Source organism: Mesorhizobium abyssinicae, from assembly GCF_049887195.1.
Classification (GTDB): Bacteria; Pseudomonadota; Alphaproteobacteria; order Rhizobiales; family Rhizobiaceae; genus Mesorhizobium; species Mesorhizobium abyssinicae.
In genome coordinates this window covers 176,738-189,194 of sequence record NZ_JARAKC010000006.1, presented here as the reverse complement: position 1 = coordinate 189,194, position 12,457 = coordinate 176,738, and the positions used below count along the sequence as shown (strand labels likewise).

The window sequence follows — 12,457 nt, the reverse complement described above, 5'->3', positions numbered from 1 at the left end:
GCGTGCCGTGGATCAGCGATCTCAGTCGCCGGCGAAAAAATTCATCCGGACAATCGTAACCGTTCGATGAGGTCGGCGTCCGACTTCCCGGCGCGGCACCGCTTCGTCCTGGCGGCGGCACGGCTGCTGATCACGCTACGTCACCCCCTGCTCGTGGTGCGATTCGCAAGAAAGATGGGCTATTGGCCCAATCCCGCCGCGCCCGAGCGCTACAATGAATGCATGCTCTGGCGAAGGCTGATCGACCACAATCCGTTGTTCGTCACGCTGTCGGACAAGCTCGCCGTGAAGGAGTATATCCGCGCCGTCTGCCCGGAGCTGGAAGTGCCGAAGACGTTGTGGCGCGGCCGCGACCCAGACGACATCCCGTCGGCGCTGCTCGCGGGCGAGGCGGTGGTCAAAGCCAACCATGGCTGCGACATGAACATCTTCGTCTCGGGCGGTCAGCCGGATCGCGCCTCCATCGTGCGTCAGCTGAGACGATGGCTGGGCAAGCGCCAAGGTCGCCGCAACAGCGAGTGGGCCTACTGGCCGATCGTCCCGGAGGTATTCGTCGAGGAGATGCTGCCGCTCGCCGGCGGTGAGATCGCCACCGAAATCAAGGTCCAGGTCTGCAGCGGCGTCGTCTGCCATGTCCGGGCCGAAGACAAGAAGGCGCTCAAGTCGCGGCTGTTCGATCCTGACGGCAACCCCCTGGCGGGGCGCGACATCGATTATCCGCGTGAGGATCAGGCGCTGCCCGTCAGCGCCGGCCTTGTCGAATTGATCAGGCAAGCGGCCCTGATCGCGCCGCGTGTCGCCGGCGATCTCGATTATGTTCGCGTCGATTTCCTGGTCACGCGCGAGCGGCTCTACGCCGGCGAGATCACCGTCTATTCGGCCGGCGGTTATGCGACCTGGAGCAATCCTGCGATCATGGCGGACATGGAGCGGCGCTGGCGGCTCGATCACTCGGATTATCTGCGGCGGCGGCATTCCGGGCTTGCCAGAGTCTACGCCGACGCGCTGCGCTCAAAATGCCTGCGGGCCAACGGCAGTCCGGAACCTGTTGCGGTCGCCGAAATCCACCCGCCACTGGGTGTGCCGGATCCGCACGACGCTTGAACGCATTGGCGACGTGTGCAGGTTCTCTGGGTCCAGGGCCGACCCCTGGCGCGCCAGATTGCGAGGTTGCGCCGGCGAGATGAGCTGAGCCCGCCCCTGCTGAGGGATCAGCCTCTTGGCTCGACTTTGGCGGCGTGATGTGTCCGTGGAAATCGGGAGATGGCCTGTAGCCATGCGCTACAAAGACTGTCGCCGATGGCGCATTCGCGATATCCATTTCGCGACACGGACGTTAGTTTCAGTGAACATGTCTCAACATCCGATCAAGCGCTCGCTCGTCTTCTTTATGGTGCCGGATTTCACCATGGTCGCCTTTGCGACGGCGCTGGAACCGATCCGCATCGCCAACCGGATGCTCGGTTACGAAGCCTATAAGTGGCGGCTGGCCAGTATCGACGGGCAGCCCGTGCCCGCGTCGAGCGGCGTGTTGTGCGCGGTGAACACGTCGTTGCAGGACGAGCGGCGCATGATGGCCGGTCCCGACAGGCCATCGATGGTCATCGTCTGCACCGGCATCAACATCGAGCGCTATTCGAACAAGCCGGTCTTTGCCTGGTTGCGTGAGGAACATGATCGCGGCGTTGCGATCGGCGGCCTCTGCACCGGCGCCCATGTGCTGGCGGCTGCCGGGCTGCTCTCCGGCAAACGCTGCGCCATCCATTGGGAAAACCTGCCGGGCTTCGCCGAGGCATTTCCGAATGCGCATGTGTTTGCCGACCTCTTTGAGGTCGATCAAGACATCTACACATGCGCCGGCGGCACGGCCGCGCTCGACATGATGCTGAAGCTCATCGGCGATGATTTCGACGAAGATCTGGTCAGTCGCGTCTGTGAGCAGGTGCTGACCGATCGCGTGCGCGGCGCAAGCGACGGCCAGCGTCTTCCCTTGCGCGCGCGGCTCGGCATTCAGAATTCAAAAGTGCTGACCATCATCGAGCTGATGGACGCCAATCCGTCCGAACCGATATCGATAAGCGATATTGCCAGGCAGGTCGGGCTGTCGCGACGGCAGATCGAGCGTCTCTTCCGCGATGAGATGGGGCGCTCCCCCGCCCGCTACTATCTGGAGATACGCCTTGAGCGCGCACGGCATATGCTGATCCAGTCATCCGTGCCCATCGTCGAGGTGGCCACCGCCTGCGGCTTCGTTTCGGCGTCGCATTTTTCCAAATGCTACCGCGAACTCTACGCCCAAACCCCGCAGCAGGAACGGCTGGAGAGGAAATACCCCGCCGCCTCATAAGCGTCATCGGTTTTGCCACGCCGACGAAAGGTTCGGCCAGGCAGCCGTGCGTGCGTCCACGGGCTTGCGCAGCGACCAATCCGGCTGGCTCGACAAAGGGTTTCGCAGAGGGTGTTTGACGCGCCGTGGCATGGCGTGCCTTTGCCCGGGTAGGTTCTTCCCTACCCGGGAGCTGCCGGTTCCCCACTGACCCGCCAAATTCCTCCCATCCTTGCCTGCCCACCCTTTCTACCCTGACGGGTGTGGTGGCTGAGGGCCTAATCCGACACGTCGAAACGGCGCCAACGGCGGACGCTTCAGCGTGCGCCGTCCGCGACCCTGGTCTCGCAGGAGGTCGGGGTCTTTGACGTCCAAGGGGAGTTTTTCAGGAACTGGTTTCGAAATTAATTTGGGAGGTCACGCATGTCGACTACAAGCAGGTTACGGGGCATAGATACGGCGGTATTCTGGCCGGCCCTACTCATAACAGCCGCGTTCATTTTATGGGGAGCCGCTGCCCCGGATAGCCTCGCCTCCGTGACGAACGCCACGCTCGCGGCCATCATCAATGGTTTCGGATGGGGCTTTGTCGTATCGACGGCTATGTTGCTGGTCTTTGCAGGGTTCCTGGCGATCAGCCGTTTCGGCAAGATCAGGCTTGGAGCCGACGACGAGCAGCCGGAGTTCACTACAGTTTCGTGGGTGTGCATGATGTTCAGCGTCGGCATGGGCATCGGACTGATGTTCTGGGGGGTTGCCGAGCCGGTTTTCCATTTTGGCGCGCCACCTCACGGGCTGGCCGCCCCGCAGTCCAAGGAAGCTGCGCTGATCGCGATGGAATATGCCTATTTTCATTGGGCGCTGCACCCTTGGGCGATCTACGCCATTGTCGGTCTGGCGATCGCCTACTTCACCTACCGCAAGGGCCTGCCCATCCTGATATCGAGCGCATTCACCCCCTTGCTCGGCAGTGCCGTCAACGGGCCGATCGGCAAGACGATCGATATTCTGGCCCTCATCGCCACGCTGTTCGGCACGGCGACATCGCTCGGCCTCGGCGCACAGCAGATCAACAGCGGTCTGAATTTTCTCTGGGGAACCGGCGAGGGGACAGGCATTGCGCTTGCGATCATCGCCGTGCTGTCGGTGCTGTTCATCCTTTCGGCAGTGTCCGGTGTCGGCAAGGGCGTCCAGTTCCTGAGCAACATGAACATGGTTGTCGCCGCCGCCTTGCTGCTCTTCCTGGCCGTCGTCGGACCGACCGTCTTTATCCTCAACACCTTCACCGAAGCGCTCGGCGAATACCTGACCAACCTCGTCACGATGTCGTTCCGCACCGCCGCCTTCAGCGACGGCAAATGGCTGAGCAGCTGGACCATCTTCTACTGGGCGTGGTGGGTTTCCTGGGCGCCTTTCGTCGGCGTTTTCATTGCCCGCATTTCCAGGGGGCGGACGATCCGCGAATTTGTCATCGGCGTTCTGCTCATCCCGAGCGGCGTGACCTTTCTCTGGTTCACCATCATGGGCGGCACCGCGCTGCACTCCGAACTGATGGGGGTCGGCGGACTTGTCGAGGCGGTCAACACCAAGGGCGCCGCCATCTCGCTGTTTGCCCTGCTCGAGCAATATCCGGGAACAGCGATCACCTCGTTCGTCGCGATCTTCCTTGTGGCGATCTTCTTCATCTCGGGAGCCGATGCCGCCTCGATCGTGATGGGCATGCTGTCGTCACGCGGCACGCTCGAGCCCGCGCGCATCGTCGTCGTCCTGTGGGGCGTCCTTGCGGGAGCGTCGGCCTGTGTGCTGCTGGTGATGGGAGGTCTGGAGGGCCTGCAGACCGCTTCGATCATCGCGGCAGCACCCTTCCTTGTCGTCATGGTCGGGCTGTGCATCTCGCTGTGGATGGCGCTGCTGGACGACCTCGAGGGGCGGAGTGAACCCGTCTCTCTGTTGCCCGACGCCCAGCCTGTCGCCGCAGCGGCAGAGTAGACCGCAGCACCGCCATCCAGGCGGCCGGCAAACCGCATCTGAAAACGAACTTCAGGTGCGGTTTGCCGTTCCGCGCCAGCCGGGCGGCGCTCCTCATCGTCGTCACCGGCAGCGCGACAAGATCAAGCCAAAAGCAAATCCAACCGGGTGCTCGAAGGAAGGGCGAAGATGATAACCGACCCGCAAATCTGGCTCAGCCTGCTGACGCTTACAGCGCTCGAAATCGTCCTGAGTGTCGACAACCTGGTCGTGATCTCAGTTCTGGTCAGCAAACTTGCTCCCGAGCTGCAGCCAAAGGCGCGGTTTCTTGGAATGACGCTGGCCCTGGTTCCGCGACTGGTCCTGCTGCTGTTCATCGGCTGGATCATCGGTTTGACCGAGCCTTTGTTCGAGGCCTTCGGGCACGGCTTTTCAGGGAAGGATCTCATCCTGGCAGGCGGCGGTCTGTTTCTCATCTACAAGGCCACCCAGGAGATACATGCAAGTCTCGAGGGAGAAGAGGGCCACATCGGCGCTACCGTGCGCGCAGGTTTCGTAGCCGTCGTGTCGCAGATCGCCCTGATCAACCTCGTGTTTTCCATCGACTCCATCGTGACCGCCGTCGGCATGGCCAACCAGATCTGGGTCATGGCCGTCGCTGTTGTCGCGTCGATGGCCGTCCTGATCGCTGCCGCCGGACCGGTTGGAAAATTCGTCGATGCCCATCCCACAGTGAAGATGCTGGCACTCGCCTTCCTCATCATGATCGGCATGACGTTGGTCGCGGACGCCTTTGGCGTCCATGTCCCCAAGGGTTACATCTATTCGGCGATGATTTTCTCGATGGCGGTCGAAGGCGTGAACATGCTGCACCGCCGAAAAGCCAGGCCGGTTCATTTGCACAATCAGTATGGGCCGGAGGCTGCGGTTGCGGCCAACGACGAATACGCGCGATCCGCGCCGGTCGCTCAAACACGCAAACAGGAAGCCTGACGCGACGCGGCGTATTTCTCGGCAAGTGCCTGAAAATTATGGTGATCCCGACAGGAATCGAACCTGTGACCTACAGATTAGGAATCTGCCGCTCTATCCTACTGAGCTACGGGACCACGCGGCCCGACACATAGCCGCTTCGGACCGGTTCGCCAAGAGGCGTAGTGAACGCAAATCAGCGCGCCGTTGCGCAGGGCTCACAACTCTTGCTTCGGTCCCTGCGCCATGCCCCCGGGCAACGGCTTTGCCGTGCCCGAGGATTCGCTCCTTGCCGGAACCAGCCTCAGGCGGCCAGCGCCGTCTCCGCCAGCTTCACCCAATAGCTCATGCCGTGCGGGATGACCTCATCGTTGAAGTCGTAGGCCGGGTGGTGCAGGCCGGCCGTGTCGCCGTTGCCGATGAAGATGAAGGCGCCCGGCCTCGCTTCCAGCATGTAGGAGAAATCCTCGCCGCCCATCACCGGCTGGATGGCGCGGTGAACCTGGGAATTGCCGGCGATGTCGGCGGCGACGTCGGCGGCAAAGACCGTCTCTTCGGGATGGTTGAAGGTGACCGGATAGTTGGGCTCATAGTCGAAGGTGATGGTGGCGCCAAAGGCGGCGGCCAACCCGTCGCAAAGAGCGCGGATGCGCTCCTCGGCCTTCTTGGCCACTTCCTTCTTCAACGAGCGCACCGTGCCTGCGATCTCGGCGCTTTCGGGGATGACGTTGTAGGCGTCGCCGGCATGGAATTTCGTCACCGACACAACCACCGACTCGACCGGGTCGGTGCTGCGCGAGGCGATCGTCTGCATCGCGCCGACAAGCTGGCTGGTGATGACGATCGGATCGATGGTGCCGTGCGGCATCGCCGCATGGCCGCCCCGGCCCTTGACGGTGATGGTGAATTCGGCGGTCGCCGCCATGATCGGGCCAGGCCTGATGGCGAACTGGCCGACCGGCAGGCCCGGCATGTTGTGCATGCCGAACACTTTTGAGATGCCGAAGCGTTCCATCATGCCGTCCTTGACCATTTCGTTGCCGCCGCCGCCGCCCTCCTCGGCCGGCTGGAAGATGACCGCGACAGAACCGGTGAAATTGCGGGTTTCGGAGAGATATTTGGCGGCCCCCAGGAGCATCGCCGTATGGCCGTCATGGCCGCAGGCATGCATCTTGCCGGGAACGGTCGAGGCATAGGGCTTGCCGGTGATCTCGTTGATCGGCAGCGCGTCCATGTCGGCGCGCAGCCCGATCGTCGTGCCGTCGCCGTTGCGACCGCGGATGATGCCGACGACGCCGGTCTTGCCGAGGCCTGTCACCACCTCGTCGCAACCGAACTCCTTCAGCTTTCCGGTGACGAAGGCGGCGGTCTGGAAAACGTCGAAATTCAGTTCCGGCGTCTGGTGCAGATGGCGGCGCCAGCCGGCGACCTCGTCTTGCATCTCGGCGGCGCGGTTCAAAATCGGCATGATTGTCCCATTTCATCGTTGAAGCAGCCAGTTCCAGCCTGCTGCATTGTAATTGTGATTGCCAGGCGCTTTGCCATGTTGACGTCACATAGGGTAAATAGCACCGCAACAATGCAGCCTGGGGAATCGAGGGCCGGGCCGCACCATGCTGGCGATCGCGTAACGAAATCTTACGGAGCCAGGGGCGACTACGGCAAGAGGCGATTTCGGATTCCATGATGCGGCACGGGCATTTCCTCAAACTATTGCTGGCCGGCGCGCTGGCTTTGCCGATGCTGGCGGGCGTCGCGCGCGCCAACCCGGTGATCCTTTTCGACCTGCAGAGCGGCAAGATCCTCGAGCACCAGGACGCCTTCAAGCGCTGGTATCCGGCGTCGCTGAGCAAGCTGATGACGGCCTATGTGACGTTCCGGGCGATCGCCGCCGGCGAGGTTCAGCTCGATTCGCCGATCAAGGTGACGAAACATTCGGCCGGCGAGCCGCCCAGCAAGATGGGCTTCAAGCCGGGCTCGGTGATGCGGCTCGACAATGCGCTGAAGATGATGCTGGTCAAATCGGCCAACGACATCGCCATGGCCGTCGGCGAGAATATCGGCGGATCGCAGGCGGCCTTCGCCGACCGCATGAACGCGGAGGCGGCGCGCCTCGGCATGACGGGAACCCATTTCGTCAATCCGAACGGGCTGTTTTCGCCGGACCAGTACACCACCGCGCGCGATCTCGCGCTGCTGGTGACGGCGATCCGCAGCGAGTTTCCGCAATACGCGCCCTGGTTCTCGATCGAGGGGCTGGCGGTCGGCAAGAAGGCGATCCCGAACTACAACCTCTTGATCGGCCGCTATCCGGGCGCCGACGGCATGAAGACAGGCTTCGTCTGTTCCTCGGGCTTCAACATGATCGGCTCGGCGACGCGCAACGGGCGCACGCTGGTCGCCGTGGTGCTCGGCGAGAAATCGGCTGTCAGCCGCGCCGAGACCGTTGCGAAGCTGCTCGACCAGGGTTTTGACACGCCGGCGACCGGCTCGGCTACGCTTGCCGCCTTGCCGTCCTATGGCGATACGCTGTCGCCCAACGATCTGCATGACGAGATCTGCAAGAAGAAGCCGAAGGCGGAGCAGTCGGAGGCCGCCCCCGCCGTCGCCGCCAAGGATGCGCCGAAGTCGCCCTACCAGGTGAAGCTCGCTCACCCGACCCTGGTCGCCGTCGGCCTCGGCGGCGCAACCGGGCCGACGCCGAAGGCGATGCTCGACCAGTCGGGCCAGGAATATGCCGATGTGCCGCTGCCGAGCTGGCGGCCCGACATTCCGGCGCCTACCGGCGCCGAGCCGGCCGCAAGCGGGACGGCCGCGGTTGCCGTGCAGGGCGACCAGCCGGTCAAGGCCGCGAACTAGCCCGATGGGCGGCAGCTTTCCCATCCCGGTCTCGGTGCTCACCGGCTTCCTCGGCGCCGGCAAGACGACGCTGCTCAACCGGCTGCTGAAGGACCCGCAACTTACCGACACGGCGGTCATCATCAACGAGTTCGGCGAGGTGGCGATCGACCATCTGCTGGTCGAGCAGGCCTCAGACGGCATCATCCAGCTTTCCGACGGCTGCCTGTGCTGCACGGTGCGCGGCGAACTGGTCGATACGCTGGCCGACCTCGTCGACCGGCTGCAGACCGGCCGCATCGCCAGGCTGGCGCGCGTCGTGGTCGAAACCACCGGGCTTGCCGATCCGGCGCCGGTGCTGCAGTCGATCATGGCGCATCCGGCGCTGGTGCAGGCTTTCCGGCTCGACGGCGTGATCACTCTGGTCGATGCGGTCAACGGCAATGCGACCCTCGACGCTCATGTCGAGGCGGTGAAACAGGCGGCGGTCGCCGACCGCATCGTGCTCACCAAGACGGACCTCGTCACCGATGCCGGCGATGTCGCGGCGTTGCGAGCGCGCCTGCGTCAGCTCAATCCCGGCGCCGTTCTGCTCGATGCCGATGACAGCGGAACCGGCGCTGCGGCGCTGTTCGACTGCGGGCTCTACAACCCCGAAACCAAATCGGCCGACGTGCAGCGCTGGCTGGGCGAAGAGGCTGGTCATCATCACCATGATCATGATGGCCGCCACCACCATCATGGCGACGATCATCATCACGATCACCAGCATCGCCACGATTCGCGGGTGCGCTCGCATTCGCTGGTCCATGACGGTCCGGTGCCGTTCTCGGCGATCGAGATGTTCCTCGATCTGCTGCGCTCGACGCATGGCGAGAAGCTGCTGCGTATGAAAGGCGTCATCGAATTGCTGGAGGATCCGTCGCGGCCGCTGGTCATCCATGGCGTGCAGAAGATCCTGCATCCGCCGGCAAGGCTGCCGGCCTGGCCGGAGGGCAATCGCGGCACCAGGCTGGTGCTGATCACGCTCGACATGCCGGAGGACTATGTGCGCCGACTGTTCGCCGCCTTCACCAACAGGCCGTCGATCGACACGCCCGACCGCGCGGCGCTGGAGGACAATCCGCTGGCCATAGCCGGGCGACGGTAAGGGGCCAGGACCGCAAACTCAGGCGGCGCCGCGCTCGACCAGGAAGCGATGGCCGCCGGACACCGCGGCCGTTTCGACGAGCTGATGGCCTGCGTCCGAGCAGAAGGCCGGAATGTCGATGACGGCAAGCGGATCGGTGGTTTCCAGCCAGAGCAGGCTGCCCGGCCGCATCGCGGCCAGACGCTTCTTCGCCTTGAGCACGGGGAGGGGACAGTTCAGCCCCTTGAGATCGTAGACGGCAGGGCGCCTGCTTTCTGTTTTTTCATGCATGTCGTTGTCCCAAACCGCCCCACACTTTTGGGCGACATGCATCAGCCAAAACCTCAGCCGCCGAACATGCCGAGCAGCTTCTTCTTCAGCTTCGTCACCGTGCCGTCGTCGGCGCTCGCGGCCTGCGTTTCGGCTGCCGGCTCGGTCGCTTCGACGCCCGCGGTGGTGACCGGCTGCTGGGCAGCCTGCTTGGTGGCTTCCGCCTCGGCCAATGCCTGGGCCTTGGCAGCTTCCTTGGCGGCCTTGGCTGCCTGTATGGCTGCAAGCCGCTGTTCCTCGGCCTTGCGCTTGGCTTCCTTCTCGGCGTCGAGCGCGGCCATCTTGCGGCCGAGCGGCGAATCGATACGGCCCATGCGCGCGGTCTCGGTCACCGAGCCGTCGCCATTCATCGACGGCGGGTCGATCGGCACGCGCTCGCCGCGGGCGCGGCGCTTCGACCAGTCGGAAACGATACTGGCTTCCTTGATGCCGGCAATCGTCGGCTTGGGCGCCGGCGCGCTCGACTTGACGGCGCCGTTGAAGGCCGAGTCATAGGTGCTCTGATAGGCGCTATAGGCGCTCTTCAGCGAATCCGGCTGCGTCGTGGCGGGGCAGGGCCCGGTGGGCTCGAAGGTCGTGCCCTCCGGCGCCACTTGATTGAAGACGTAGCGCTTTTCGCAGACGTCGACCTTCGGCGGCACCTTGGTGATTTCGAAATTGTCGTAGCCGACCTTCAGCATCTTCCAGAAATCGTAATTCGGGTCGTTGCGGTAGCGCGCCATGTTGGCGGCGGTCATGCGGAACGGAAAGGCCTGGATCTGGAACTCGGTCTGCCCGCCCTGGAAGGCATCGCGGCCGAAGGCGTAGATCTGCTCGATCTGGGCATCGGTCATCGAATAGCAGCCCGACGACGAGCAGGCGCCATGCACCATCAGGTTGGAGCCGGTGCGGCCATTGGCGCGGTCGTAGGCGTTGGGATAGCCGATGTTGAAGGACAGATGGTAGTTCGAGCGCGGGTTCATCTGCGAAGGGCGAACCGTATAAAAACCTTCCGGCGCCTGGCGGTCGCCCTCGGTGTATTTCGGCCCGAGCTTGCCCGACCATTTGCAGATGTCGTAGTTGGCCACCATCTCGTAGCGGCCATTGGTCTTGGCCTTCCAGATCTCCAGCTTGCCCTCTTCCTTGAAGATACGGGCCATCACCGACGAGGTGCGGACCATGCCCTTGGCCTTCATGTCGGCCAGGATCTTGTCCGGCAGCGGCTTGTTGGCCTCCGGCGCGAAGTCCTTCATTGAGGAATCGTTGCAGCCGGCGACGCCGATGGCGGCGATCAGGACTCCGGTGCGGGCAAGCTTGGCAAACATGGGTACGGCTTAGTCTTTCCCTCGGGCCACGGGTTCAACCGCCAGGCCCGCACGCTGAACATTAGCGGACCGTAAGCCCGTTAACCTTGAAAAATCCTTACCGCAAGCCTCGAACGACCCCTCGCGGCAATTTCATTGAGCCGAACGCGGCGGCATTTTTGTGGCAGAATCGTGCCCGTACACCACATTGCCGCGTAGCGGCCGAAGCTATTCCAAGGCGATCAAACGTTTTGATAGAGACGGATTTGACGGGGACTAGTTGATGTCGGTGCCGCTGCCATTGCTGTTGCCGTTTTCCACTGGCGGCTGGGAAGTCGCTTGTTGAGCCGTCACTGCTTGCAGGCGGGCGACTTTGATCAGCGTGGGTTTCTCGTATTTCTTCATTTCAAATCCCCCGAAACGAGAAGCTTAATTAGCAGCCGTTAAAGCAAAGTGTCCATGGCGGCCCCGCTCCGAACCACCGGATCGTTGCCCTGGACCACCGATGTGGTGGCACCTTCCGGACGGAAAACCGTTCCAGAAGTTTGCTGGAATTGCCCCGGATATAAAGCGCGCCGGGCTGAAACGGTGTCAGGCGACGCGCCTTAAGCCCTCCCGGAACCGCCCACATTTCCGGGCACTAGAGGCTGCGGCCCATGGCCAGGTATTTCTCGCGACGCTGCTCGCGGAAATCGGTGTTGGCGCCGGCAAAATCCTTCATCGTCTTGGCGATGAGGTCGCCGGTGGCGGCGATCACCGTTTCGGGGGCGCGATGAGCGCCGCCGAGCGGCTCGGGAACGATGGCGTCGATGATCTTCATTTCGTAAAGATCCTGGGCGGTGATCTTCATGTTGGTCGCCGCATCCTTGGAGCGGGTGGTGTCGCGCCACAGGATCGAGGCCGCGCCCTCCGGCGAGATCACCGAATAGATGGCATGCTCCAGCATGTAGACGCGGTTGGCGGTGGCGATGGCGATGGCGCCGCCGGAGCCGCCTTCGCCGATGACGACCGAGATCGACGGCACCTTGAGCGCCAAGCATGCCGAAGTCGAGCGGGCAATCGCCTCGGCCTGGCCGCGTTCCTCGGCGCCGACGCCGGGATAGGCGCCGGCGGTGTCGACCAGCGTCAGAAGCGGGATCTTGAAGCGGTCGGCAAGCTCCATAAGCCGCACAGCCTTGCGATAGCCTTCCGGCCGCACCGAGCCGAAATTGTGCTTCAGCCGGCTCGCCGTGTCCGAGCCCTTCTCCTGGCCGATAACCGCCACCGGCTCGCCGCGGAAGCGGGCGAAGCCGCCGACGATCGCCTGGTCCTCGCCGAAATTGCGGTCGCCGGCGAGCGGCGTGAAATCGCTGAGCAGGGCCTTGATGTAGTCGACGCAATGCGGCCTGTCAGGATGGCGCGCCACCTGCACCTTCTGCCAGGGCGTCAGCGACTTGTAGGCCTCGCGCAGCGCGTCGCGCGAACGCTTCTCCAGCCGGCTGATCTCATCGCCGACATCGACGGCCTCGCCGTTCTCGGCAAGCTTCTTCAGCTCGAGGATCTTGCCTTCGAGATCCTGCACCGGCTTTTCGAAATCGAGGTAGTTGTACATTCTTGAGCGGACCGACAGTT

The 12,457-nt window shown here is 63.4% G+C and carries 11 protein-coding genes and 1 tRNA gene; 6 read left to right on the top strand and 6 right to left on the bottom strand.

All coding sequences use genetic code 11. The features are described 5' to 3' along the window. Positions 1-66: 66 nt before the first annotated feature. From PU724_RS15760 to PU724_RS15745, 4 genes are all read left to right on the top strand, one after another. Complete coding sequence (locus tag PU724_RS15760) at positions 67-1,104, top strand: ATP-grasp fold amidoligase family protein (protein ID WP_354420060.1); 1,038 nt, start codon at positions 67-69, stop codon at positions 1,102-1,104. Between the two features lie 247 nt (positions 1,105-1,351). After that, positions 1,352-2,347: a GlxA family transcriptional regulator gene (locus tag PU724_RS15755; RefSeq protein WP_354420162.1), complete on the top strand. Its 996-nt coding sequence runs from the start codon at positions 1,352-1,354 to the stop codon at positions 2,345-2,347. 402 nt (positions 2,348-2,749) lie between these two features. After that, positions 2,750-4,315: a BCCT family transporter gene (locus PU724_RS15750; RefSeq protein ID WP_354420059.1), complete on the top strand. Its 1,566-nt coding sequence runs from the start codon at positions 2,750-2,752 to the stop codon at positions 4,313-4,315. A gap of 168 nt (positions 4,316-4,483) precedes the next feature. Beyond that, entirely contained in the window at positions 4,484-5,287 is an 804-nt protein-coding gene (locus tag PU724_RS15745) for a TerC family protein (RefSeq protein ID WP_354420058.1), read from the top strand. A gap of 39 nt (positions 5,288-5,326) precedes the next feature. Here PU724_RS15745 and PU724_RS15740 read toward each other — a convergent pair. Together PU724_RS15740 and PU724_RS15735 are read right to left on the bottom strand one after the other, a co-directional pair. Beyond that, positions 5,327-5,403 (bottom strand) — tRNA-Arg (locus PU724_RS15740). Between the two features lie 167 nt (positions 5,404-5,570). Beyond that, complete coding sequence (locus tag PU724_RS15735; protein ID WP_292168323.1) at positions 5,571-6,734, bottom strand: M20 aminoacylase family protein; 1,164 nt, start codon at positions 6,732-6,734, stop codon at positions 5,571-5,573. Between the two features lie 218 nt (positions 6,735-6,952). Here PU724_RS15735 and PU724_RS15730 point away from each other — a divergent pair, with 218 nt between their 5' ends. Then, positions 6,953-8,125, top strand: coding sequence for a D-alanyl-D-alanine carboxypeptidase family protein (locus tag PU724_RS15730; RefSeq protein WP_127311736.1), 1,173 nt, complete (start codon positions 6,953-6,955; stop codon positions 8,123-8,125). 4 nt (positions 8,126-8,129) lie between these two features. Beyond that, entirely contained in the window at positions 8,130-9,254 is a 1,125-nt protein-coding gene (locus PU724_RS15725) for a CobW family GTP-binding protein (protein WP_128272172.1), read from the top strand. Between the two features lie 18 nt (positions 9,255-9,272). On the opposite strand, the gene PU724_RS15720 is transcribed toward PU724_RS15725, so the two are convergent. The 4 genes from PU724_RS15720 to PU724_RS15705 all read right to left on the bottom strand — a co-directional run bounded on the left by PU724_RS15720 (position 9,273) and on the right by PU724_RS15705 (position 12,437). Next, on the bottom strand, positions 9,273-9,524 hold the full coding sequence (locus PU724_RS15720; protein WP_127420772.1) for a sulfurtransferase TusA family protein: 252 nt from the start codon (positions 9,522-9,524) through the stop codon (positions 9,273-9,275). A gap of 53 nt (positions 9,525-9,577) precedes the next feature. After that, positions 9,578-10,867 (bottom strand): L,D-transpeptidase family protein, encoded by a 1,290-nt coding sequence (locus tag PU724_RS15715; protein WP_354420057.1) that lies wholly within the window; start codon positions 10,865-10,867, stop codon positions 9,578-9,580. Between the two features lie 255 nt (positions 10,868-11,122). Then, entirely contained in the window at positions 11,123-11,251 is a 129-nt protein-coding gene (locus PU724_RS15710; RefSeq protein ID WP_281015756.1) for a hypothetical protein, read from the bottom strand. 235 nt (positions 11,252-11,486) lie between these two features. Next, positions 11,487-12,437: an acetyl-CoA carboxylase carboxyltransferase subunit alpha gene (locus tag PU724_RS15705; RefSeq protein WP_127286898.1), complete on the bottom strand. Its 951-nt coding sequence runs from the start codon at positions 12,435-12,437 to the stop codon at positions 11,487-11,489. Positions 12,438-12,457 lie beyond the last annotated feature (20 nt).

Coding starts and splice junctions, on each gene's coding strand:
- PU724_RS15760 (WP_354420060.1), top strand. CDS start 67: ATGAGGTCGGCGTCCGACTTCCCGGCGCGGCACCGCTTCGTCCTGGCG.
- PU724_RS15755 (WP_354420162.1), top strand. CDS start 1,352: ATGTCTCAACATCCGATCAAGCGCTCGCTCGTCTTCTTTATGGTGCCG.
- PU724_RS15750 (WP_354420059.1), top strand. CDS start 2,750: ATGTCGACTACAAGCAGGTTACGGGGCATAGATACGGCGGTATTCTGG.
- PU724_RS15745 (WP_354420058.1), top strand. CDS start 4,484: ATGATAACCGACCCGCAAATCTGGCTCAGCCTGCTGACGCTTACAGCG.
- PU724_RS15735 (WP_292168323.1), bottom strand. CDS start 6,734: ATGCCGATTTTGAACCGCGCCGCCGAGATGCAAGACGAGGTCGCCGGC.
- PU724_RS15730 (WP_127311736.1), top strand. CDS start 6,953: ATGCGGCACGGGCATTTCCTCAAACTATTGCTGGCCGGCGCGCTGGCT.
- PU724_RS15725 (WP_128272172.1), top strand. CDS start 8,130: ATGGGCGGCAGCTTTCCCATCCCGGTCTCGGTGCTCACCGGCTTCCTC.
- PU724_RS15720 (WP_127420772.1), bottom strand. CDS start 9,524: ATGCATGAAAAAACAGAAAGCAGGCGCCCTGCCGTCTACGATCTCAAG.
- PU724_RS15715 (WP_354420057.1), bottom strand. CDS start 10,867: ATGTTTGCCAAGCTTGCCCGCACCGGAGTCCTGATCGCCGCCATCGGC.
- PU724_RS15710 (WP_281015756.1), bottom strand. CDS start 11,251: ATGAAGAAATACGAGAAACCCACGCTGATCAAAGTCGCCCGCCTGCAA.
- PU724_RS15705 (WP_127286898.1), bottom strand. CDS start 12,437: ATGTACAACTACCTCGATTTCGAAAAGCCGGTGCAGGATCTCGAAGGC.